The following is a 22,737-nucleotide window of genomic DNA, read 5'->3' on the forward strand; positions in this document are numbered from 1 at the left end:
TTTATCGGAACTGAAATCAGGCGGCCGCGGGACGGTCGCCGGGTATGTCTGGCAGACGGCTGGCCAGCTCGGGGCTGACCTCCACCGTCATGTCCAGCAATCTGAAGGACAAGCTCTTGCCGTGCGTGTCGAGATTCAGCGCGTCGTTGACGCCGCCGTCCAGCACGCCTTCCAGCACGAAGTTCATGGCATTGAGCAGCGGCAGCGCATGGCGCGTGACGCGTTTGGGATGGCGGTAGGCGAACCACTGCGCGACGCGCGCTTCGGTCACTTGTGCGGTCAGCACGTCATAGCATTCGGGATCCCAGGCGATCAGGCTCAGGTTCGAGATATCTCCCTTGTCCCCGGAGCGGCTGTGGGCCAGCCGGTACAACGGCACGGCGAGCAGGGTCTGGTTCATGGCGCGATCTCCTCCAGGAAGTTCCAGCCGCTCTTTACGGCCTCGCGGGGAATGGTGCAGGACATCATGTTCAGGCGCGGGCGCAGGGCGGTGCGAACGCCGCCGCCGCCGGCCGGGCCGCAGGTGTAGAGCGCAGTCACCTCGCGCAGCACGCGTTCGGCCTGCGCGCGGTCGGCATTTTCCGTGGCCAGCCGCAGCCGCACGTCCCGGGCGTGGCTGTCGGGCAGCGCGCGGCGCATCTCGCCGGCGTCGTCGCCCAGGATGCTGATGGCGCCGATCAAATCGGCGCGCAGCTTGTAATCGGCGCCCAGGCGCTTCTGGACGATATCGGCAGCGAGCCTTGCACGGGCTTCGGCCTGCACGCCGGCATACGAGATCTCTGCTTCGGCCAGCCAGCCACCGCGATAGCAGACGTTTACCTTGAGCTCGTCCGGCCGGGCATGGCCCGTGATTCCGTGGACCGCCACCCGGTTGCCGCCGAGCTCGACGACGCGCGCCTGGCTCAGGTCCGCCACCACGTCCGGCGTCAGGTAGCGCGCCGGATCATGGACTTCGTACAGCAATTGTTCTTTCACGGTGCGCGCGTCGACGGCGCCGCCCGTGCCGTCGGCCTTGCCGATCACGAACTCGCCGTCGGCCTGGATTTCAGCGATCGGGAAGCCGGCCGCATGCACGTCCGGCACGTCCTTGAGCCCCGGCACGCAGAAATAGCCGCCGGTCACCTGCAGCCCGCATTCGAGCATGTGGCCGGCCATGGTCGCGCGTCCCAGACGCGGCCAGTCGGCGGGGTCCCAGCCGAAATGCGCCAGCGCCGGACCCAGCGTCAGCGAGGGGTCGGCCACGCGGCCTGCAACGACGATCTGCGCGCCAGCGGATAGCGCCTCGGCGATTTCGGTGGCGCCCAGATAGGCAGTGGCGCTCACGATGTCCAGGCCGTCGAGCGCCGCGCCCAGGCGCTGCGCCAGCAGGTCGCGGTGCTCGGCGCCATTCAGTGCGTCGCCGTACACGACCGCAATGCGCGGCACGGGCAGGCCCTGTTCGCGCGCCAGTTCGGCAATGCGGCGCGCGGCGGCGGGCGGATTGGCCGCGCCGAAATTGCTGACGATGTTGATGCCGTGGCGCAGGCAGTCGCCCAGGATGGGGCCCACCAGCTCGTCCAGCAACGGTTCATAGCCGCGGCTGGGATCGTCGTTGCGCGCCAGTTGCGCCAGCGCCAGCGTCCGTTCCGCCAGCGTCTCGAAGATCAGCGTGCCGCCGCCTTTCGCGGCCAGGGTGCGGACCACGGCCGCGGCGCCGTCGCTGCGGTCGCCGGAGAATCCGGAGGCGCAGCCGATGAGCAAGGGAGATTGAGACATGAGCAGTCCAGGCGCGTTCAAGGGGTTGGGACGACTATAGGCAAGGCACGATCATCCGTAAAATAGAAAAATCGGATTGATTAATAGAAGAAAGCCATGAATCTATCGTCCCGGCAACTGCGCGCCTTCGTGGCGCTTGCCGACGAAAAGCACTTCACGCGCGCCGCGCAGCGCTGCCATCTGACGCAGCCGGCCTTCAGCGCGCTGATCCGTTCGCTGGAAGACAGCGCAGGCGTGCGGCTCTTTGACCGCAGCACGCGGCACGTGGAACTGACTGCCGAAGGCCGCGTGCTCGATGCGACCGCGCGCCGGCTGCTGGCGGACATGGATCTTGCGATGGGCGATTTGCGGGACCTGGCGGACCGGCGCCGGGGCAGGGTGACGCTGGCCGCGCTGCCATCCCTTGCGGCGGGCTGGCTGCCGGATCTGCTGGCGCGCTTCCGGCAAGACCATCCGGGGATCGTGCTGGACCTGCGGGACGCGTTGCTCGATCCGTGCCTGGACATGGTGCAGAGCGGCGTGGCCGATTTTGCCGTGGCCTCGCGACGGCCCGACATGACCGATCTGGACAGCGATTTTCTGCACGCGGATCGCTACTTTCTGGTGTGCCGGGTGGACCATCCGCTGGCCAACCAGCCGCGCGTGCGATTGCGCGACGTGCTGCGCCATCCGATCATCCAGCTTGCGCGCGGCAGCAGTGTGCGCAAACATCTGGACGAAGCGCTGGGCGCCGAGGCGCCGCTGCCGGTTTTCGAGGTCGAACATCTGGCGACCGTCACGGGGCTGGTGCGCGCGGGTCTTGGCGTGTCCGTCGTGCCCGCGATGACGCTTTTTCATTTCCGCAGCGACGACCTGCGCGTGGTGCCGCTGGCGGGCCGCGCGCTGACGCGGCCCCTGTATCTGGTGCGCCGTAAAGGACGCAGCCTGTCGGTGGCCGCGCAGGCGCTGGCAGAATTGCTGATCGCGCATCGCGGCGATATCGGCGGCGCAGGGCGAACGCTGGGTGCGCAAGATCAGCCCTAGGCCATCTTTACGGCAAACCGCCACTTTCGCAAAAGTCTATTGCTAGATAAACTCCGATAGTTGTAGCTTCTATCCGTCACCAGAAGGATTCCGCCCATGAGCAAGCAAATCATTCATACCGACACCGCGCCCGCCGCCGTCGGCCCTTACTCGCAAGCGGTTGCCGTCAGCGGCACCAAGACTGTCTATCTCTCGGGCCAGATCGGCCTGGAGCCCGGCACCGGCGACCTGGTCTCTGAAAACTTCGACGCGCAGGTGCGTCAGGCGTTTGCCAACATGCAGGAAGTCATCAAGGCTGCAGGCGGCACGCTGGAAAACGTGGTCAAGCTCACGCTGTTCCTGACCGACCTGGGCAAGTTCACGGCGGCAAATGCCATCATGGCCGAAATCATTCCCCAGCCGTTCCCGGCGCGCTCCACGATCGGCGTGGCCAGCCTGCCCAAGGGCGCGCAGTTCGAAGTCGAAGCCATCATGGTCCTGTAAGGCGCACCCGGACGCTTCATTCCAGGGGTTCGTTCCTACATGCCGGCCGCAGCTGTGGCCTCCAAGCGTACCGGCGCCGACAAGAACGGCGCCGGCAAACCGATGACGGATACGGAGCGCAAGCTACGTAACCTGGGTTTGGTGCTGCCCGAGGACTTCGTGCTGCACCTGCCGCTGCGCTACGAAGACGAAACGCGCGTCATCCCGATCAGCTCGCTGCGCCCCGGCTTTGCAGGCCAGGTCGAGGGCGAGATCACCAAGTCCGAGGTCCTTTACCGGCCGCGGCGCCAGCTCACCGCCACGTTGGCGGACGACAGCGGCGAATTGCAATTGCGCTGGCTGAACTTCTATCCCAGCCAGCAGAAACAAGTGACCGTGGGCAAGCGCCTGCGCGCCCGCGGGGAAGTGCGCGGCGGCCTGTTCGGCCGCGAGATGGTGCATCCCCGGCTGACCAACGCGGACTCACCGCTGCCCACCGCGCTCACCCCCGTCTATCCCACCACGGAAGGGCTGCCTCAGCCGGCGCTGCGTCGCGCCATCGCGCAGGCGTTGAACACCGCCGACCTGTCCGACACGCTGCCCGACGAGGCACGCGCGCGCTACGACCTGCCGCCCTTCGAGCCCGCCATCCGCGCGCTGCACACGCCCGCGCAGGACGAATCCGAACAGGCCTTGCTGGATCGCGTGCATCCGGCCTGGCGGCGGATCAAATTTGATGAACTGCTGGCGCAGCAGCTCTCGCTTGCCGCCGCGCGCGCGGCGCGCCGCGTCAAGGAAGCCGAATCGCTGCCGGTGCAAAACGGCGCGGGCGGGCTCGTGGCCCGGCTGTATGAAACGCTGCCGTTCAAGCTGACCGGCGCGCAGCAGCGCGTCGTACAGGAAATCTCGGCGGATCTGGCCAAGCCATATCCCATGCACCGCCTGTTGCAGGGCGACGTGGGCAGCGGCAAGACCGTCGTGGCGGCCATCGCCGCAGCGCAGGCCATCGCGGGCGGTGCGCAGGTCGCGCTGATGGCGCCCACGGAAATCCTGGCCGAGCAGCACTTTCGCAAGCTGGTGTCCTGGCTGCAGCCGCTGGGCGTGAATGTCACGTGGCTGAGCGGCAGCCTGACTGCCAAGGCCCGGCGCGAAGCGGCGGCAGCCGCGGCCGACGGCAGCGTGCAGCTCGTCGTCGGAACACAGGCGCTGATCCAGGACCATGTTGAATTTCACCGGCTGGGCCTTTCCATCGTCGACGAGCAGCATCGCTTCGGCGTCGGCCAGCGGCTTGCCCTGACGCGCAAGGGCGAGACCGTGCGCGGCCGCATCGTGCCGCATCAGCTCAACATGAGCGCCACGCCGATTCCGCGTACGCTCGCCATGACCTTCTTCGCCGACCTGGACGTGTCCGTGATCGACGAGCTCCCGCCCGGACGCAGTCCCGTGGTGACCAAGCTGGTCTCCGACGCGCGGCGCGAAGAGGTCATCGCCCACATCGCGCAGGCCGCGCGCGGCGGGCAGCAGGCTTATTGGGTCTGTCCGCTGGTCGAGGAAAGCGAGGCCCTCGAACTGCAAACCGCCGTGGACACCTACGAAGGCATGCGGACCGATCTGCCGGACCTGCGGATAGGGTTGGTGCATGGCCGCCTGCCGCAGGCCGAGAAGGCCGCCGTGATGCAGGCGTTCCGCGACGGCGAGATCGATCTGCTCGTCGCCACGACCGTCATCGAAGTCGGCGTGGACGTTCCCAATGCGTCGCTGATGGTGATCGAACACGCCGAGCGCTTCGGCCTTGCGCAGCTTCACCAGTTGCGCGGGCGCGTGGGGCGGGGCACGGCCGAGTCCATCTGCGTGCTGCTCTATCAGACGCCGCTTTCGCAGGTTGCGCGCGAACGGCTGCGCGCCATGTTCGAAACGTCCGACGGTTTCGAGATCGCCCGGCGCGACCTGGAACAGCGCGGTCCTGGCGAATTCCTGGGAACGCGCCAGTCCGGCATGGCGCTTTTGCGCTTTGCGGACCTGGAGACCGACGCCGCGATCGCCGAAGACGCGCGCGATGCCGCCGTGTGGCTGCGCGCCGAACATCCCGCCGCCGTCGAGGCGCATCTGGCCCGCTGGATGCGCGGGCGCGAAGACTTCCTGCGGACCTGACATGCGGCCCGTCAACCATCCTGAATCCTCAAGCGCCGGCCACGGGGCCGGCGCGTAACCCCGGGGGCGTAGTCCACCATGACTCTCACCGAACTCAAGTACATCGTCGCCGTGGCCCGCGAGCGGCACTTTGGCCGCGCGGCCGAGGCCTGTTTCGTCAGCCAGCCGACGCTGTCCGTGGCCATCCGCAAGCTGGAGGACGAGCTGGGCGTGACCCTGTTCGAACGCGGCGGCTCCGAAGTCGGCGTGACGCCCATCGGCCAGCGCATCGTCGCGCAGGCGCAGAAGGTGCTCGAGGAAAGCGCCAGCATCAAGGAGATCGCCCGGCAGGGCCACGATCCGCTGGCCGGCCCGCTGCGCGTCGGCGTCATCCACACCATCGGACCGTACCTGCTGCCCAAGCTGGTGCCCGTGCAGATCGGCCGCACGCCGCAGATGCCGCTGCTCCTGCAAGAGAATTTCACGGTTCGCCTGGTTGAACTGCTGCGCCAGGGCGAGATCGATTGCGCCATCATGGCCTTGCCGTTGCCCGAAGCTGGACTGGTCATGCAGCCGCTCTATGACGAGCCCTTCGTGGTGGCGGTACCCAACGACCACGAACTGGCCGAGCGCAAGTCCATCGACGCGCAGGACCTGAAGCAGCAGACCATGCTGCTGCTGGGCAGCGGCCATTGCTTCCGTGACCAGGTGCTCGAAGTCTGTCCCGAACTGTCCCGCTTCTCTGCCGCCAGCGACGGCATCCAGCGCACCTTCGAAGGCTCGTCGCTGGAAACCATCCGCCACATGGTTGCGGCCGGCATCGGCGTGACCGTGCTGCCCGTCACCGCAGTACCCGAGCATCCGCCCTCGAATAGTCTTCTGCGTTACCTGCCTTTCGAAGGCCATGTGCCGGAGCGCCGCGTTGTGCTCGCATGGCGGCGCAGCTTTCCGCGGCTGGCGGCAATCGAAGCGTTGGCGCAGGCCGTCTATGAGTGCGAGTTGCCGGGCGTGAAGATGCTGGTGGGCGAAGCGGCGGCCGTGCAGGATTGATGGGCCAGCCCCAGCCGATCAGCGGCCATTGCGCCGCGTCAATCGGTCGCAGCCCATTGTGAGAACGGCGCCGCCACAACCCCCGTTCTGTCGTGTTTGCAGTGGTATTCTTATTTCCGCCTTTTTCCATAGGAGCTAGCAATGGCCAAGTCCACCAAGAAGACCTCGAGCGTTCCGCGCATCAACATCGGTATTTCGGACAAGGACCGCGCCGCGGTTGCCGGCGAACTGTCCAAGTTGCTGGCCGATTCGTACACGCTGTACCTGATGACGCACAACTTCCACTGGAACGTCACGGGGCCCATGTTCAACACGCTGCATCAGATGTTCATGACGCAGTACACCGAAGAATGGAACGCGCTGGACAGTATCGCCGAGCGCATCCGCGCGCTGGGCCACTATGCCCCCGGCACGTATCGCGAATACGCCAAGCTGTCGTCGATCGCCGAACCGGAAACCGTGCCGGACGCGCTGGAAATGGTGCGCCTCTTGGTCGACGGCAACGAATCGGTCGCCAAGACCGCGCGCGCTGCCTTCGAAAAGGCCGATGCCGCCAACGACCAGCCCACGGCCGATCTGCTGACCCAGCGCCTGGACGTGCATGAAAAGAACGCCTGGATGCTGCGCAGCCTGTTGCAGTAATCGGAGCGGCCGGCTTCCCGCAAGGAAAGCGGCCGGTTCCTCAGGTTTGAACTGAATGGCCGCCCAAAATGGGCGGCCATTTTTTACCTGCGGTGAGCGGCTTACAGGTCGTACACCGGAACCGGCGGAATGCGTTTGGCAGGCGGCGGAATCCGCCACGAGGCTCTGCGGCGCAGCGCGCCCAGCAGTTTCAGTCCTTGCGGCCAGTCGTCCAGGCCGCTTTCCGCGTTGATATGGCCGGCGCCGGGCAGGACGACGACCCGGCTGCCCCAATCCGCCGCGAAGACGCGCGCGCGTTCCAGCGCGCAATAAGGATCGTTGTCGCTGGCGACCACGACGCTTTGAAAGGGCAGGGGCTGGCGCGGGATGGGCGCGAAGCCGCGCAGGCATTCGGGCGTATCGGCGCGTTCGACGTCGGCGGGCGCGACCAGCAGCGCGCCGGCGACCTTGGCGCGCAAGGGCACGGGCAGGGCCGCGCTGATCAGGCAGCCAAGGCTGTGCGCCACGAGCAGGACCGGGCTGCGGGCTTCATCGACCTCGGCGGTCAGACGGGATATCCAATCGGCCGCGCAGGGGCTTTCCCAGTCGTGCTGCTCGATGCGCCGGGCGTTGGGCAACAGGGCCTGCCACCGGGACTGCCAGTGGTCGGGGCCGGAGTTTTTCCAGCCCGGGACGATTATCGGTTGGAGTCTCATGCGGCACATGATGCCGCCGCCGTTTAGTAACTCAAACGAATTAATGGTCTTTTGCATATACGGCGTTTGGAATAAGGCGGAGGGGCCGGAACGATGCCGCAGTGCAATACAAAACCCCCGGAAAACCCTGCGCCGACCCGCCAAAAAGCCGCGATATTTCAGTGTATGCTTGCCGGGCAAATGCACCGCCAACGGGCATGACATCTACGTTATCCGGCCGTCAGCCCGTTGATGGATCAATGATTAAAAGTCTCTCGAGGAGTCCACTCATGAAGCCAGTATTCCGTCTGACCCCGGTCATCACAGCGCTGGGCGTCGCCGCTGGTCTGTCGTTTGGTGCGGCCGCGCACGCGCAGACAATCAAGATCGGCGTCGTCGGCCCCACCACCGGCGCGGTCACGCAGTATGGCGATATGGTCCGTGAAGGGGTCGATACCGCAGTCGAGCGCATCAACGCCGCTGGCGGCATCAATGGCAAGAAGCTGGAAACCGTGGTCATCGACGACGGCTGCGAACCCAAGCAGGGTCCCAACGCCGCCAACCGCGTCGTGAACAGCAAGATCGGTTTCGTCGTGGGTCACGTGTGCTCGGGCGCCACCATCGCCGCCGCCGACATCTACAACAACGAAGGCGTGGTCATGGTCACCCCGTCGGCCACGTCGCCGGCCCTGACCGACGGCAAGAACTACGAGTTCATCTTCCGCACCATCGGCCGTGACGACCAACAAGGTCCCGCCGCCGCCAAGTTCATCCTCGACAAGATCAAGCCGAAGAAGGTCGCCGTGCTGCACGACAAGCAGTCGTACGGCCAGGGCATCGCCACCGCGGTCAAGAACGACCTGGAAAAGGGCGGCGTGGCCGTCGCGGTGTTTGAAGGCATCAATGCCGGCGACAGCGACTACTCGGCCGTCATCACCAAGCTCAAGAGCCAGGGCGTGGACTTCGTCTACTACGGCGGCTACCACCCCGAAATGGGCCTGCTGCTGCGCCAGGCGGCCGAGCAAGGCGTGAAGGCCAAGTGGATGGGTCCGGAAGGCACGGGCAACCCGGACATCAATGCCATCGCTGGCGACGCCGTCGAAGGCATGCTGCTGACGCTGCCGGCCGACTTCACCCAAAATGCGGCCAACGCCGAGATCGTCAAGGCGTTCGAAGCCAAGAAGCGCAATCCCAGCGGCGCGTTCCAGATGACCGCCTACGCGGCCACGCAGGTGATCGCGGACGGCATCAAGGGCGCGGGCTCGGACGATCCCACCAAGGTTGCCAAGTACCTGCACGCCAATTCCTTCGACACGCCGATCGGCAAGGTGTCGTGGAACAAGCAGGGCGACCTGACGAACTTCCAGTTCGACGTGTTCACCTGGCACAAGGACGGCTCCAAGACCGTCTACAAGTAAATCGCCGCGCGGCGGGCCGCTATCGGCTCGCTGCACGCGAACGGCGCGTGTCGGATGCAGCGCATCCGGCCACACGCATCGGACGCTGCAAAAAAGAACCGGGCCGCAAGCTGATCGCTTGCGGCCCGGTTTGTCTTTGCGCCTTGGGGGCAGGGGGCTGACGCCCCGCCTGCTTACAGACCCTGAACGCGGCGGCCGGTGTCGGCCTCGAACCAGTGCAGCGGATGGCGGCCGTCCGGGCCCACGTTGACCTGCATGCCGACCTTGGCCGACGACTCGGAAAGCTGGCGCGTCGTGCAGCGCACGACCAGCGTGCTCTTGCCGCAGCGGCAGTGCACGAGCTGTTCCGAGCCCAGCGTCTCGACCATCTCGACTTCGGCCGGGATGCCCTGGGTGTTCAGCAGCATGTGCTCGGGCCGCATGCCCATGATGACCTTGCGGCCGCGCACCTGCGAAGGCACCTGCAGCGGCGAGATCTCGAGGTGGTTGCCGTCGGCGGTCTGCACCGTGCCGTCGCCAGCCACCTGGACTTCCATCAGGTTCATCGGGGGCGAGCCGATGAAGCCGGCGACGAACGTCGAGGCGGGCTTTTCAAACACTTCCATCGGAGTGCCGATCTGTTCGGGAACGCCCTGGTACATGACGATCATGCGGTGCGCGAGCGTCATCGCCTCGACCTGATCGTGCGTCACGTACAGGCTGGTGGTGCCAAGGCGGCGATGCAGCTTCATGATTTCCAGACGCATCGCCACGCGCAGCTTGGCGTCCAGGTTGGACAGCGGCTCGTCGAACAGGAACACCTTGGGTTCACGCACGATGGCGCGGCCCATCGCGACGCGCTGGCGCTGGCCGCCCGAAAGCGCGCGCGGACGGCGGTCAAGGAGGTGGCCCAGTTCCAGGATCTGCGCGGCAATGTCGACGCGTTTCTTGATCTCGTCCTTGGAGAACTTGCGGATCTTCAAGCCATAGGCCATGTTTTCGAACACGGTCATGTGCGGGTAGAGCGCGTAGTTCTGGAACACCATGGCGATGTCGCGCTCGGCGGGTTCCAGGGTGTTGACGACCTTGTCGTCGATGACGATGTCGCCGCTGGTCACGGTTTCCAGGCCTGCGACCATGCGCATCAGCGTGGACTTGCCGCAGCCCGAGGGACCGACGATGACGATGAATTCACCGTCCTTGACGTCCATGTCGATGCCATGGATGACCGGCACGTTGCCGGCATAGGTTTTCTTGACGTTGCGAAAGCTGAGAGTAGCCATGAGTTATTCGTGTTCGGAGTCGTGTTCGGGTGGACTGGGGCGGGTTGAATCACTTCTCAGTGTCGACCAGACCCTTGACGAACCATTTCTGCATCAGGATGACGACCAGCGCCGGCGGGATCATCGCGAGCATGGCGGTAGCCATGGTGATGTTCCATTCGGTCACGCTGTCGCCGCCGCTGATCATCCGCTTGATGCCGATGACGACGGGGTACATGTCTTCTTGCGTGGTGACGAGCAGCGGCCACAGATATTGGTTCCAGCCGTAGATGAACTGGATCACGAACAGCGCGGCGATGCTGGTCTTGGACAAGGGCAGCAGGACGTCAAAGAAGAAGCGCACGGGGCCCGCGCCGTCGATGCGCGCGGCCTCGATCAGCTCGTCCGGCACCGTCAGGAAGAACTGGCGGAACAGGAACGTGGCCGTGGCGGACGCGATCAGCGGCAGGGTCAGGCCCGCGTAGCTGTTGAGCAGGCCCAGATCGGCCACGACCTTGTAGGTGGGCGCGATGCGGACTTCGACCGGCAGCATGAGCGTGACGAAGATCATCCAGAAAAAGAACATGCGGCCCGGAAAGCGGAAGTACACGACCGCGAAAGCCGACAGCAGCGAGATCGCGATCTTGCCGATCGAGATCGCCAGCGCCATGATCAGGCTCACGTACATCATGCGGCCGACGGGCGCGCCCGACGAACCGCCCGACGAGCCGCCGAAAAGCGCCTGCATGTAGTTGTCCACGAAATGCGGACCGGGAATCAGGGACATCGGCGCCTGAGCGACTTCCTGCGCGGTCTGGGTGGACGCGACGAAAGTGACGTAGAGCGGAAATGCCACCATCGCCACGCCGCAGAGCAGAATGACGTGGGCCAGAATATCCAGCCAGGGACGGCGTTCAACCATTGTTATCAGCCTCGGACAAAATCAATACTGCACTTTGCGGTCGACGTACCGGAACTGTACGACCGTCAAGGCAACCACAATGAACATCAGGACGACGGACTGGGCGGCGGACGAGCCGAGGTCCAGGCCGCGGAAGCCGTCGCTGTACACCTTGTAGACCAGGATCGAGGTCGACGTGCCCGGACCGCCTTGCGTCGTCGTGTCGATCACGGCGAACGTGTCGAAGAAGGCGTAGATGATGTTGACCACCAGCAGAAAGAACGTGGTGGGCGACAGCAGCGGGAAGACGATGGTCCAGAAGCGGCGTGCGGGACTGGCGCCGTCGATCGCGGCGGCTTCGATGAGCGAGCGCGGAATCGATTGCAGGCCGGCCAGGAAGAACAGGAAGTTGTACGAGACCTGCTTCCAGACGGCGGCGATGATCACCAGGGTCATCGCCTGGTTGCCGTCCAGGCGCGGATTCCAGTCCACGCCCGACTTGCGCAGGGCCACGGCCAGGATGCCGACAGAAGGCGAAAACAGAAACAGCCACAGCACGCCGACGACGGCGGGCGCCACGGCGTACGGCCAGATGAGCAGGGTCTTGTAGAGCCCGGAGCCGCGGATCACGCGGTCGGCCATCACGGCCAGCACCAGCGACACGCCAAGGCCAACACCGGCCACCAGCACCGAGAACACGGCGGTGACGCGGAAGGAATCGAGGTAGCTCTGTTGCGAGAACAGATCCATGAAGTTGTCCAGGCCGACGAACTGCGAGGACAGACCGAAGGGATCTTCAAGGCGCATGGACTGCCACATGGCTTGTCCGGCTGGCAGGAAGAAGAACACCACGGTAATGATCAGCTGCGGCAGGAGCAGCAGATAGGGCAAGGTCTTGTGCCCGAATACAACGCGTTTTTCCATAGGGGGAACCCAAGGTACAGAAAAGCGGCGGTTGAAATAACCGCCGCCTGAAACCGCCAGCGCGCATGCCGCGCGAGGCGCCCGGAGCCCGAAAGCACCGGCACTCATAAAAGCACGATAGGCTTAAAGCCCTTGAAAAACCAGGGCTTTAAGCCTCGAATGTCCTTGTCGCAACATGGAAAATGCCGATTGACAAGGCGGCGTTCAAGTTGCGCGAAAGGGCGTTACTTTACACTCTTCTCGAACTTTTCCAGCAGCTCGTTGCCGCGCTTGACGATGTTCTCGGCGCCGTCCTTGGGAGCAACCTTGCCCGAGACGATGCGTTCGATTTCAGCGTCCTCGATTTCGCGGATCTGGGGCAGGAAGCCCAGGCGCAGGCCGCGCGATTGGGCGGTGGTTTCGACGTTGAGCTGTTTGACGCCGACTTCGGTGCCCGGGTTCTTGTCGTAGAAGCCTTCCTTCTTGGTCAGCTCGTAGGCGGCCTTGGTGACGGGCACGTAGCCGGTCTGCTGGTGCCAGCGGGCGGCGATTTCGGGGCTGGCCAGGAACTTGAAGAACGCGGTCACGCCCTTGTAGGTTTCGGGCTTCTTGTTGGCAAAGACCCACAGCGAGGCGCCGCCGATGATGGTGTTCTGCGGTGCGCCTTGCACGTCGGCGTAGTAGGGCAGCGTGGAGGTGCCGAATTCGAACTTGGCGTTCTTGGCGATGTTGGCGCGCAGGCCGGACGAACCGGTGATCATGGCGCACTTGCCGCTGATGAACAGCGAGTTCGGCTCGTCGCCGCGGCCGCCGTACATGAAGATGCCTTCCTTGCCGAGCTTGGCCAGGTTTTCCAGGTGACGCACGTGCAGCGGGGTGTTGATGGCGATGCGCGCATCCAGACCGCCGAAACCGTTGTCCTTGGTGGCGTACGGCACGTTGTGCCAGGCCGAGAAGGTTTCGAGCTGGGTCCAGGACGGCCACGACGTGGTGTAGCCGCATTCCTGGCCCGCGGCCTTCAGCTTCTGGCCAGCGGCGGCCAGTTCTTCCCAGGTCTTGGGGGGATTGTCGGCGTCAAGGCCGGCCTTCTTGAAGGCGTCCTTGTTGTAGTAGAAGACGACGGTCGAGCTGTTGAAGGGCATCGACACCAGCTTGCCATCGGCCGACGAGTAGTAGCCGGCCACGGCGCCGATGAATTCCTTCGGGTCGATCGGGTTGCCGGCTTCTTCGGACATCTGCTGCACCGGCTTGATGGCGCCCTTGGCGTACATCATGGTGGCGGTGCCGACTTCGAAGACCTGCAGGATGTCCGGCGCGTTGCCGGCGCGGAACGCGGCGATGCCGGCGTTCATCGATTCACCGTAGTTGCCCTTGTAGATGGCCTTGACCTGGTAGTCGGGGTTTTGCTTGTTGAATTCCTCGACCAGGCCGTTGACGCGGTCGCCCAGGGCGCCTTCCATCGAATGCCAGAACTGGATCTCGGTGGCTGCTTGCGCGGAAGCGCCGGCGAAAGCCGTCATGATGGCGGCAAAGGTCAGTGCAATACGATGGGATCGCATAAAGGGTTCTCCAGTTGGGCGTGTTGCGAACGGGTTGTCCGGCCGCATGAAACACGACACCTTATGAATTGTTTGTGACAAAACCGTGACTTTCACATCACTCCCTTCGCCTGTCAAATTGCGCGTTTCAGGCGCGAACGAACATTTCGCCGCGCCATCCGTGGGGAGCCGACCGTTTACAATCGCCGCCTATGGAAAACGAACTTTCGATTGCGTTCACCGGCGTGGGCAGACGGCCGCCTGCGACGGCCTCGCGCGCGGCTGCCAAAGTATGCGCCGTGCAGGACGTTCATGTCATTGACATAAACGAGCAAGCGCGCGGTGCCGGGCAGGGCCCTGAGACGGCCAGTGTGCGGGTTTGTGGCGCCCCGCGCGCGTACGCTGGCTGGCTGTTCGCCGGCGCGACACGGAACATGCAAGGTGTTGCGGCTTGGAGACGTCATTCGCCGCGCATTGACGGGCCGATGACGCGCATGGCGAGCCCCGGACGGGCGCGCGGCGGGGCCGAGGCGGGTCGCAAATGAAACCGTCCTCTGTGCGCTTTCCCGCCATGACGCGCCTGCAGTTCGGCATTTCGGTGCTGTGCATGCTGGCCGTCGTGGTGGGTTCCAATATCCTGGTCCAGGTGCCGCTCAATGACTGGCTGACATGGGGCGGGCTGTCGTATCCGGTGGCTTTCCTGGTCACCGATGTGCTCAACCGGCGTTTCGGCCCGGTCGCCGCCCGGCGCGTGGTGTGGTTCGGCTTTGCCGCCGCGCTGGCGGTGTCGGTCTGGGTGGCGTCGCCGCGTATCGCGTTGGCGTCGGGGCTGGCTTATATATGTGCGCAGCTCGTCGACATCCAGGTGTTCGACCGCCTGCGCGACCAGCGCTGGTGGCGCGCGCCGCTGGCGTCCGGCGTGCTGGGCGCCATATTGGATACGGCGGTGTTCTTCAGCGTGGCATTCGCCGCCACGGGCGCGCCGTGGGTCACATGGATGCTGGGCGATCTGGCGATCAAGCTGGTCGTCAATATCAGCATGCTGGCGCCGTTCCGCGCCCTGATGTGGAATCTGGCAAAGCCCGCCAACGCCTAGCCGAATCCGAACTCGAACCCGCGTTCGCGGCGCAATGAATGCGCGCGTCCGATGCTGATTTCAGCCGGGCGCGCGTTTTTCATTAATGCGCCGGACATTAATTGAGGGGAATTTCTGGGGCATGTCTTCGGCATATCTGCGGCATGCAGTAAGTCCTGCGTAAGCACTGTATTTAAATGCGAGCTTAAACACCGTATTAATCCGACTTGTTATTAATCGCCCAACCATAAATCCCAGAAAAGCGCCAGCAGACAACGCAGCCGCAATTGCGATTTCTCCAACGAATTCACGGCACTAGGCGGCCCATCCGTCACGAATAAAAGCCCCAATTGAAATATTGGGGATTACACGCAGTGACAGTATGACGGCTTGCTTTCAGAATACCGGCCACACCGTGTTTTTGCCCAAGAAGCCGGCGACGGGCAATGCGGACGAAGGGGTACTCTCCCGATAAACCGTGTTGGACAGAGCCGCTCAAAACCTCGCTGGAGAACTCCGCATGAAGTTTCTGAATCGCCTTACCCCGGTAGCCATGGCGCTTGGGGCACTTGCCTTGGCTGGCGCCGCGCACGCCGCCGACACGATCAAGATCGGCATTCCCCAGCCCATGACCGGTCCCAACACGCAATACGGCGACCAAATTCAAGCCGGCGCGCTGACCGCCATCGAGACCATCAACGCCAAGGGCGGCGTCAAGGGCAAGAAGCTCGAACCGATCCTGATCGACGACGGCTGCGAACCCAAGCAGGCCGTGCCCGCCGCCAACCGCGTGGTCAACTCCGGCGCCAAGTTCGCCGTGGCCCATGCGTGCTCGGGCGTCACGGTCGCCGCCGTGAAGGTCTACGAGGAAGAGGGCATCGTCGGCATCACCCCGGGCGCCACGTCGCCGCTGGTCACCGACACGATCAAGCCGCACTTCTTCTTCCGCACGATCGGCCGCGACGACCAGCAGGGTCCGTACGCCGCCGGCTACATCGCCAAGACCTTGAAGCCCCAGAAGGTTGCCGTGCTGCACGACAAGCAGACCTACGGCTCGGGCGTGGCCACGCAGGTCAAGGACGCGCTGGCCAAGGAAAAGGTCAACGTCGCGCTGTTCGAAGGCATCAACGTCGGCGACAGCGACTACTCGGCCATCATCACCAAGCTGAAGTCCTCGGGCGTGGACCTGGTCTACTTCGGCGGCTACCACCCCGAGCTGGGCCTGCTGCTGCGCCAGGCGCGTGAACAGGGCCTGAAGGTCCAGTTCATGGGTCCGGAGGGCACGGCCAACCAGGATCTGGTGGCGATCGCCGGTCCGGCCATCGACGGTCTGCTGGTCACGCTGCCGGCCGACTTCACCAAGCTGCCGGGCAACGAAAGCATCGTCAAGGCCTTCAAGGACGCCAAGCGCGATCCGGACGGCGCCTTCCAGATGCCGGCCTACGCCGCGGTCCAGATCCTGGCGGACAGCATCAACGCTGTCGGCGAAGATCCGGCCAAGGTCGCCGACTACATGCACAAGACCACGTTCAACACCGGCATCGGCAAGGTCGAATACGATGCCAAGGGCGATCTGAAGGACTTTGAGTTCGCCGTCTATAAGTGGGACAAGGACGGAAAGAAGACCCAGCTGTAAACTCGCGATCCCGCCGGCGTGTTGCCGGCGTGTAGGGCCTGCTGTCTCCGTCTTGCTGAAATCCGCGTAGCGATGCGCCAAAAGCGCTGTGCGGCCGGCAAGGCGGCGCCGGCAGGCCCTTATAAAATACGCCCAGGTTTCCGGCTCCGGGTCTCACTACCGGAGCCGGAACTATTTGGAGCAATGGAATCATGTCCGACCTCATACCCCAACTTACCCAGCAATTCTTCAACGGATTGTCCCTGGGAGCGATCTACGCGCTGATTGCCATCGGCTACACAATGGTCTACGGCATCATCGGTATGATCAATTTCGCCCACGGCGAGATCTACATGATCGGCGCCTACGTGGGCCTGGTCACCTTGACGGCGATCGGCACCAACAGCGGATTGCCGACTCCCTTCATCATCGCGGCCATGCTGCTCGTGGCCATCACGGTGACCGGCATCTACGGCTTTTCGGTCGAACGCGTGGCGTACCGGCCGGTGCGCGGCAGCCCCCGTTTGGTGGCGCTGATCTCCGCCATCGGGATGTCGATCTTCCTGCAGAACTGGGTGGCCCTCGGCCAGGGCGCGCGCGACATGGCCGTGCCCTCGCTGGTGTCCGGCGCCGTGCAGTTCCACATGGGCTCGGACTTCGACGTGACGGTGCCGTATTCGCGCCTGATGATCATCGTGGTGACGGTGGTGCTGATGATCGCGCTGACGCTGTTCATCAAGTATTCCCGCATGGGCCGCGCATCGCGCGCCTGCTCGCAGGACATGCACATGGCCAACCTGCTGGGCATCGACACCAACCGCGTGATCTCGTTCACGTTCGTGATGGGTGCGATCCTGGCGGCAGTCGGCGGCGTGCTGATCGCCATCACCATCGGCAAGCTCAATCCCTTCATCGGCTTCCTGGCCGGCATCAAGGCCTTCACGGCGGCGGTGCTGGGCGGCATCGGCAGCATCCCCGGCGCGATGCTGGGCGGCGTGCTGCTGGGCCTGGCGGAAACCTTTGCGGCTGCCTACATATCGTCGCAGTACAAGGACATCGTGGCGTTCTCGCTGCTGGTCCTGATTCTGCTGTTCCGTCCCACCGGGCTGCTGGGCAAACCTGAGGTGGAAAAAGTCTGATGTCGACCAACAATCTCAAAAACGCCACGATGGCGGCCGTGCTGACGGCGGTCATCGTCACCCCGGTCTTCGGCCTGCAGCTCATCCGCCAGGGTGCGCGCACGTCGATGGAGTCGAACTGGTCGCTGGTGGCGCTGGCCGCGGCGGTGGTGTTCGTGTTCCAGATGCTGCGGCCGTGGCTCGCCATTCCGTTCAAAAAGCTCAAGACCAGCCTGCCGACGCTGTCGTCGGCGCCGGGCCGCAACCACAAGCCGCTGATGCTGCTGCTGCTTGCCGTTGCGGTGATCTGGCCGTTCTTCGCGGGCCGCAGTTCGGTGGACATCGCCACGCTGGTGCTGATCTACGTGATGCTGGGCCTGGGCCTGAACATCGTGGTGGGTTTTGCCGGGCTGCTGGATCTGGGCTTCGTGGGCTTCTACGCCGTCGGCGCCTACACCTATGCGTTGCTCTATCACTGGGGCGGCTGGAGCTTCTGGGAAGCGCTGCCGTTTGCCGGGGCGATGTCGGCGCTGTTCGGCTTCGTGCTGGGCTTTCCGGTGCTGCGGTTGCGCGGCGACTACCTGGCCATCGTGACGCTGGGCTTCGGTGAAATCATCCGCCTGCTGCTCATCAACCTGAACAAGATGACTGGCGGTCCGGACGGCATTTCCGGGATTCCGAAGCCCACGTTCTTTGGTCTGGAAATGACGCGCCGTCCCAGCACCGAGGGCGGAACGACGTTCCATGATTTCTTTGGCCTGACGTTCCAGAATCAGGACATGGTGATCTATTTGTACATGATGGCGCTGCTGCTGGCGCTGCTGACGCTGTTCGTGTCCACGCGCCTGATCCGCATGCCGGTCGGCCGCGCCTGGGAGGCGTTGCGCGAGGACGAGATCGCCTGCCGTTCGCTGGGCCTGAATCCCACGCGCATCAAGCTGTCCGCGTTCACGCTGGGCGCCATGTTCGCCGGCTTTGGCGGCGCGTTCTTCGCGGCGCGCCAGGGCATGGTGAATCCGGAGTCCTTCACGTTCATCGAGTCCGCGCTGATCCTGGCCATCGTGGTGCTGGGCGGCATGGGTTCGCAGGTGGGTGTGATCCTCGCTGCCATCCTGCTGACCGTGCTGCCCGAACTGGCGCGCGAGTTCGCCGAGTACCGGATGCTGATGTTCGGTCTGGTGATGGTGTTGATGATGATGTGGCGTCCGCAGGGGTTGTTGCCCATGAAGCGTCCCCACGTGGAGCTGGCTAAATGAGCGAGGCATTGCTGAAAGTATCCGGCCTGACCATGCGGTTCGGCGGCCTGCTGGCCGTCGACAGCGTGGGTTTCGAGGTCATGTCCGACGAGGTCTTTGCCATCATCGGCCCGAACGGGGCCGGCAAGACCACCGTGTTCAACTGCGTGGGCGGCTTCTACGCGCCGACCGCAGGCGAGATCGTCATGGACGGCAAGCCCATCACGGGTCTTGCCAGCCACAAGGTGGCGCGCCACGGGCTGGTGCGCACGTTCCAGAATGTGCGCCTGTTCAAGCAGCTGACGGTGCTGGAAAACCTGCTGGTCGCGCAGCATACGCAAGTGGAATCGCGCCTGCTGCCCGGCCTGCTCAAGACAAAGGGCTACCGCCAGTCCGAATCCGAGGCGCTGTCGCGCGCGGCGCAGTGGCTGGATTTCATGGGCCTGCGCGAGTTCGCCAACCGCGAAGCCGGCAATCTGGCCTATGGCCACCAGCGGCGCCTGGAGATCGCGCGCTGCATGATCACCAAGCCGCGCCTGCTGATGCTGGACGAGCCCGCGGCCGGCCTGAATCCTCAGGAAAAGCGCGATCTGCAATCGCTCATCGACCAGCTTCGCCGCGAATTCGGCGTGGCCGTGCTGCTGATCGAGCACGACATGAGCCTGATCATGGGCATTTCGGACCGCATTCTGGTCATGGAACACGGCAAGCCCATCACGACCGGCACCCCCGAGCAGGTGCGCAACGACGAGCGCGTCATCAAGGCGTACCTGGGGGAGGAATGATGCTGAAGCTGGAAAACATACACACGTACTATGGCGCGATCCAGGCGCTGAACGGCGTGTCCGTGGACGTCAACCAGGGCGAGATCGTCACGCTGATTGGCGCGAACGGCGCGGGCAAGACGACGCTGCTGATGACGGTCTGCGGCAATCCGCGTGCGCGCGAAGGCAAGATCACGTTCGAAGGCGAAGACATCACGAACAAGGACACGCACCACATCATGCGCAGTGGCATCGCCATTTCGCCTGAAGGCCGGCGCGTGTTCAAGGACCTGACGGTCGCCGAGAACCTGATGATGGGCGGCTTCTTTTCCAAGCGCGACGAGATCGAGGCGGGGATTGACCACGTCTACGGGCTGTTCCCGCGCTTGAAGGAGCGCGCCAGCCAGCGCGCCGGGCTGATGTCGGGCGGCGAGCAGCAGATGCTGGCCATCGGCCGCGCGCTGATGACCCGGCCGCGCCTGTTGCTGCTGGACGAGCCGACGCTGGGCCTGGCCCCGCTGGTGATCGCCCAGATTTTCGACATCATCCGCGAGATCCGCGAGCAGGGCGTGACCGTGTTCCTGGTCGAGCAGAATGCCAACAAGGCGCTGGGCGTGGCAGACCGCGGCTACGTGCTGGAAAACGGCCGCGTGGTCCTGCAGGACACCGGCGCCAACCTGCTGGTCAACGACAAGGTCCGCAAGGCGTACCTGGGCGGTTGACCTCTTCCCCGCGAAGGAAGTGGGCGCATCGGAAGATGCGCCCTTTTTTTGTTTTGGCGGGGGAGATTGCTGCTGGCCGGTGTCTGACACCCTTGAAGCACTGCGGCTAGCCCGAGGTCGTCTCGCCTGGGTGTCAGACACCTCGTGCAGCGGCGCCTCTGTCAGCGGCCGGTGTCTGACACCCTTGAAGCACTGCGGCTAACCCGAGGTCGTCTTGCCTGGGTGTCAGACACCTCGTGCAATGCATGCGCCTTACGCGGCGATGCGTTCCGCGGGCTGGTCGGCCTGGTAGTGCGCGATGGCGGCGCGGGCGAGGGCGTCGATGGAGTCGGTGAGGGTCACGCCCAGGCTGGGGCGCAGGGCGTGGGGGACGGCCAGGGGCAGTTCCGTGCAGCCCAGCACGACGGCGTCGGCGCCGCGGGCTTTCAGGCGGGCGATGCATTCGGCGGCGGGCGAGAAGGCGTCTTCGAGCTGGTTGCCTTTGACCGCGCGGATCGAGCCCATGCAGAAGCGTTCGACTTCGTCGTCATCAGGCACGATGCACTCGTAGCCCTGGGCTTCGAGGTGGCGCTGGTAAAGGCCGAGCTTGAGCGTGGCGGCGGTGCCCATCAAGCCGATGCGGCCGCTGGGCAGGCCAAGGCGACGCAGGTCTTCGATGACCGCTTCAATGATGTGCAGCACCGGCAATTGCGTGGAGGCGGCGATCTCGTCGAACCACAAGTGAGCGGTGTTGCACGGAATGGCGATGAGCTGGGCGCCGGCCTGTTCCAGGAAGCGCACGCCGCCGACCATGTGGGGCAGGGGACTTTCGCCGCCCGCCATGTAGGCGCTGGACCGGTCGGGAATGCGGGGATCGTTGCGCAGCAGGGTGGGGATGTGTTGCTGGTCAACCGTGGCGGGCGTCAGCGCCGCCAGGCGGAGGGCGAAGGCCGCGCCGGCCATGGGTCCCATTCCGCCCAATACACCCAGGTAGCAGCCCTGGGAAAACGTCTTCACTTTATGTACTCCGTGCTCATGCATCACCGGGCGTCAGGACATGGCCCGGGCGTTCGGCGCCCGTTCGTTCCCCGTCCCAGACCTGCCTGCCGTTGACCCACACGGCGTGGATGCCCCGGCTTGCCTGAATGGGCGCTGAAAAAGTGGCCACGTCGGTGACGGTGGCGGGATCGAACAGCACCAGGTCAGCATGATACCCCTCCCGGAGCAGGCCGCGCCGGGCGACGCCGTACTGGCCAGCTGCCAATCCAGTCATCTTGTGGATGGCGGACTCGAGCGACAGCAGGTTCTGCTCGCGCACCATGGTGCGCAGCACATTGGTGAACGTACCCCATTGACGGGGGTGCGGATGCGGGTCGAAGGGCAGGCCGTCCGAGCCGACCATGGTCAGCGGATGGGCGAATATGCGTTTGACGTCGGCCGGGTCCATCAGGAAATAGATGGCGCCTGCCGGGGCCAGCCGGGCAACCGCGGCTTCGTCGTCCAGGCCCAGTTCGGCCATCACGTCGCTGAAATCGCGGCCCGTGGCCTCGGGGTAGCCCGTGGACCAGGTGATCATCGTGCGGCTGGCGAGCCGAGCGCGGTCCAGCCGCAGCATGGTCGAGGTGGCCGGATAGGGATGGCAGTCCAGGCAGACCGGCTGCGCGGCCGCGGCGCGGCTGATGAGGTCCAGCGTCTCGCGGGTGCGGCCGTGATTGCGTTCGCCCGCTAGCTTGTGATGCGAGAACACCACACGGGATTCGGTTTCGCGGCCGATGCGCAGCGCCTCTTCCATGGCGGGCACGATGTCGTCGGCCTCGTCGCGCAGGTGAGTGGCGTAGATGCCGGCGCGGCCGCGCAGCGGCTGGCACACGTCGATGATCTCGTCCGTGGGCGCGGCGCTGGCCGGCGGATAGAAGGTGCCGGTGGAGACGCCGAACGCGCCGGCGTCCAGCGCTTCCTGCATCAGGTCGCGCATGGCGGCCCGTTCCGCGTCGTTGGCCGCGCGCGAGGTGTCGTCCATGACGGCGACGCGCAAAGTGGTGTGGCCCACCAGCGGAATCACGTTGACGGCGGCCGGCGTGTCGCGCAGAGCGTCCATCCAGGCGCGGAAGGTGCCAAAGCGGAACAGCGCCGGCGGACCCAGCAGGTCGAGCGGCTGCGGGATCTGCGTGCGCGCCATGGGCGCCAGGCTGATGCCGCAGTTGCCGGTGACGACCGTGGTGATGCCTTGCGACACCTTGGGCAGCATGTCGGGATGCGCCAGCAGGTAGCCGTCGTCGTGGGTGTGCGAATCGATGAAGCCGGGGGCCAGGACTTGGCCCCGGCCGTCGATGACCGGCACGCCCGCGGGATGGGCAAAGCTGCCCACCGCCGCGATGCGTCCGCCGCGCACGGCCAGGTCGCCCTGGGTGGCGGCCCCGCCCGAGCCGTCGATGAGCGTGGCGCCCGCGACGATGAAGTCAGCCTGCAAGGTGTCTGCCGTCATGAAGAAT

At 64.9% G+C, this 22,737-nt stretch carries 21 protein-coding genes; 12 read left to right on the forward strand and 9 right to left on the reverse strand.

Annotation, left to right across the window (positions count from 1 at the left end; translation table 11 throughout):
- Positions 1-16 precede the first annotated feature (16 nt).
- Positions 17-400 carry a hypothetical protein gene (locus RT697_RS09735; RefSeq protein WP_312436216.1) on the reverse strand — a complete coding sequence of 128 codons (384 nt, stop codon included), beginning with the start codon at positions 398-400 and terminating at the stop codon, positions 17-19.
- Positions 397-1,755 (reverse strand): acyclic terpene utilization AtuA family protein, encoded by a 1,359-nt coding sequence (locus RT697_RS09740; RefSeq protein WP_313698454.1) that lies wholly within the window; start codon positions 1,753-1,755, stop codon positions 397-399. The genes RT697_RS09735 and RT697_RS09740 overlap by 4 nt, the downstream gene beginning before the upstream one ends.
- Before the next feature lie 96 nt (positions 1,756-1,851).
- Between RT697_RS09740 and RT697_RS09745 the strand changes: the two genes are divergently transcribed.
- The 5 genes from RT697_RS09745 (at position 1,852) to RT697_RS09765 (ending at position 7,062) form a co-directional block, all read left to right on the forward strand.
- Positions 1,852-2,778: a LysR family transcriptional regulator gene (locus RT697_RS09745; RefSeq protein ID WP_313698456.1), complete on the forward strand. Its 927-nt coding sequence runs from the start codon at positions 1,852-1,854 to the stop codon at positions 2,776-2,778.
- A 96-nt stretch (positions 2,779-2,874) separates the two neighbouring features.
- Entirely contained in the window at positions 2,875-3,261 is a 387-nt protein-coding gene (locus RT697_RS09750; protein WP_056561027.1) for a Rid family detoxifying hydrolase, read from the forward strand.
- 39 nt (positions 3,262-3,300) lie between these two features.
- Positions 3,301-5,391 carry an ATP-dependent DNA helicase RecG gene (gene recG / locus RT697_RS09755; protein ID WP_313698458.1) on the forward strand — a complete coding sequence of 697 codons (2,091 nt, stop codon included), beginning with the start codon at positions 3,301-3,303 and terminating at the stop codon, positions 5,389-5,391.
- A gap of 78 nt (positions 5,392-5,469) precedes the next feature.
- Positions 5,470-6,420, forward strand: a complete 951-nt coding sequence (locus tag RT697_RS09760; RefSeq protein ID WP_312436232.1) for a LysR substrate-binding domain-containing protein — start codon at positions 5,470-5,472, stop codon at positions 6,418-6,420.
- Between the two features lie 141 nt (positions 6,421-6,561).
- Positions 6,562-7,062 carry a Dps family protein gene (locus tag RT697_RS09765; RefSeq protein WP_105238812.1) on the forward strand — a complete coding sequence of 167 codons (501 nt, stop codon included), beginning with the start codon at positions 6,562-6,564 and terminating at the stop codon, positions 7,060-7,062.
- A 101-nt stretch (positions 7,063-7,163) separates the two neighbouring features.
- Here RT697_RS09765 and RT697_RS09770 read toward each other — a convergent pair whose 3' ends face one another.
- Positions 7,164-7,757: an alpha/beta hydrolase gene (locus tag RT697_RS09770; protein WP_313698460.1), complete on the reverse strand. Its 594-nt coding sequence runs from the start codon at positions 7,755-7,757 to the stop codon at positions 7,164-7,166.
- Between the two features lie 269 nt (positions 7,758-8,026).
- Between RT697_RS09770 and RT697_RS09775 the strand changes: the two genes are divergently transcribed.
- The gene (locus RT697_RS09775) at positions 8,027-9,154 is read left to right on the forward strand and encodes a branched-chain amino acid ABC transporter substrate-binding protein (RefSeq protein ID WP_313698462.1); all 1,128 of its coding nucleotides are present in this window, start codon (positions 8,027-8,029) and stop codon (positions 9,152-9,154) included.
- Between the two features lie 173 nt (positions 9,155-9,327).
- Here RT697_RS09775 and RT697_RS09780 read toward each other — a convergent pair whose 3' ends face one another.
- The 4 genes from RT697_RS09780 to ugpB all read right to left on the reverse strand — a co-directional run bounded on the left by RT697_RS09780 (position 9,328) and on the right by ugpB (position 13,758).
- A complete protein-coding gene (locus RT697_RS09780; protein WP_312436242.1) occupies positions 9,328-10,416 on the reverse strand; it encodes a sn-glycerol-3-phosphate import ATP-binding protein UgpC in 1,089 nt (362 codons plus the stop codon).
- Between the two features lie 49 nt (positions 10,417-10,465).
- Positions 10,466-11,317: a sn-glycerol-3-phosphate ABC transporter permease UgpE gene (ugpE, locus tag RT697_RS09785; RefSeq protein ID WP_175121631.1), complete on the reverse strand. Its 852-nt coding sequence runs from the start codon at positions 11,315-11,317 to the stop codon at positions 10,466-10,468.
- A 21-nt stretch (positions 11,318-11,338) separates the two neighbouring features.
- Complete coding sequence (ugpA, locus tag RT697_RS09790) at positions 11,339-12,220, reverse strand: sn-glycerol-3-phosphate ABC transporter permease UgpA (RefSeq protein ID WP_313698464.1); 882 nt, start codon at positions 12,218-12,220, stop codon at positions 11,339-11,341.
- Between the two features lie 224 nt (positions 12,221-12,444).
- Positions 12,445-13,758 (reverse strand): sn-glycerol-3-phosphate ABC transporter substrate-binding protein UgpB, encoded by a 1,314-nt coding sequence (ugpB, locus tag RT697_RS09795; RefSeq protein WP_175121629.1) that lies wholly within the window; start codon positions 13,756-13,758, stop codon positions 12,445-12,447.
- 520 nt (positions 13,759-14,278) lie between these two features.
- Between ugpB and RT697_RS09800 the strand changes: the two genes are divergently transcribed.
- From RT697_RS09800 to RT697_RS09825, 6 genes are all read left to right on the forward strand, one after another.
- Complete coding sequence (locus RT697_RS09800) at positions 14,279-14,833, forward strand: queuosine precursor transporter (RefSeq protein WP_313698466.1); 555 nt, start codon at positions 14,279-14,281, stop codon at positions 14,831-14,833.
- Positions 14,834-15,332: 499 nt separating this feature from the next.
- Positions 15,333-16,448, forward strand: a complete 1,116-nt coding sequence (locus RT697_RS09805; RefSeq protein ID WP_105238831.1) for a high-affinity branched-chain amino acid ABC transporter substrate-binding protein — start codon at positions 15,333-15,335, stop codon at positions 16,446-16,448.
- A 191-nt stretch (positions 16,449-16,639) separates the two neighbouring features.
- Positions 16,640-17,566, forward strand: a complete 927-nt coding sequence (livH, locus tag RT697_RS09810) for a high-affinity branched-chain amino acid ABC transporter permease LivH (protein WP_056561063.1) — start codon at positions 16,640-16,642, stop codon at positions 17,564-17,566.
- Positions 17,566-18,801 carry a high-affinity branched-chain amino acid ABC transporter permease LivM gene (locus RT697_RS09815; protein WP_313698468.1) on the forward strand — a complete coding sequence of 412 codons (1,236 nt, stop codon included), beginning with the start codon at positions 17,566-17,568 and terminating at the stop codon, positions 18,799-18,801. Before livH ends, RT697_RS09815 begins: the two co-directional genes overlap by 1 nt.
- On the forward strand, positions 18,798-19,565 hold the full coding sequence (livG, locus tag RT697_RS09820) for a high-affinity branched-chain amino acid ABC transporter ATP-binding protein LivG (protein WP_056561068.1): 768 nt from the start codon (positions 18,798-18,800) through the stop codon (positions 19,563-19,565). The genes RT697_RS09815 and livG overlap by 4 nt, the downstream gene beginning before the upstream one ends.
- Positions 19,565-20,266, forward strand: a complete 702-nt coding sequence (locus RT697_RS09825) for an ABC transporter ATP-binding protein (protein WP_175122001.1) — start codon at positions 19,565-19,567, stop codon at positions 20,264-20,266. Before livG ends, RT697_RS09825 begins: the two co-directional genes overlap by 1 nt.
- Positions 20,267-20,518: 252 nt before the next feature.
- On the opposite strand, the gene RT697_RS09830 is transcribed toward RT697_RS09825, so the two are convergent.
- Positions 20,519-21,262: an amino acid racemase gene (locus RT697_RS09830; RefSeq protein ID WP_313698470.1), complete on the reverse strand. Its 744-nt coding sequence runs from the start codon at positions 21,260-21,262 to the stop codon at positions 20,519-20,521.
- A gap of 16 nt (positions 21,263-21,278) precedes the next feature.
- On the reverse strand, positions 21,279-22,730 hold the full coding sequence (locus RT697_RS09835; RefSeq protein WP_313698472.1) for a D-aminoacylase: 1,452 nt from the start codon (positions 22,728-22,730) through the stop codon (positions 21,279-21,281).
- Positions 22,731-22,737 lie beyond the last annotated feature (7 nt).

The sequence above is a fragment of the Achromobacter sp. genome (genome assembly GCF_032113835.1).
Taxonomy (GTDB): Bacteria; Pseudomonadota; Gammaproteobacteria; order Burkholderiales; family Burkholderiaceae_B; genus Achromobacter.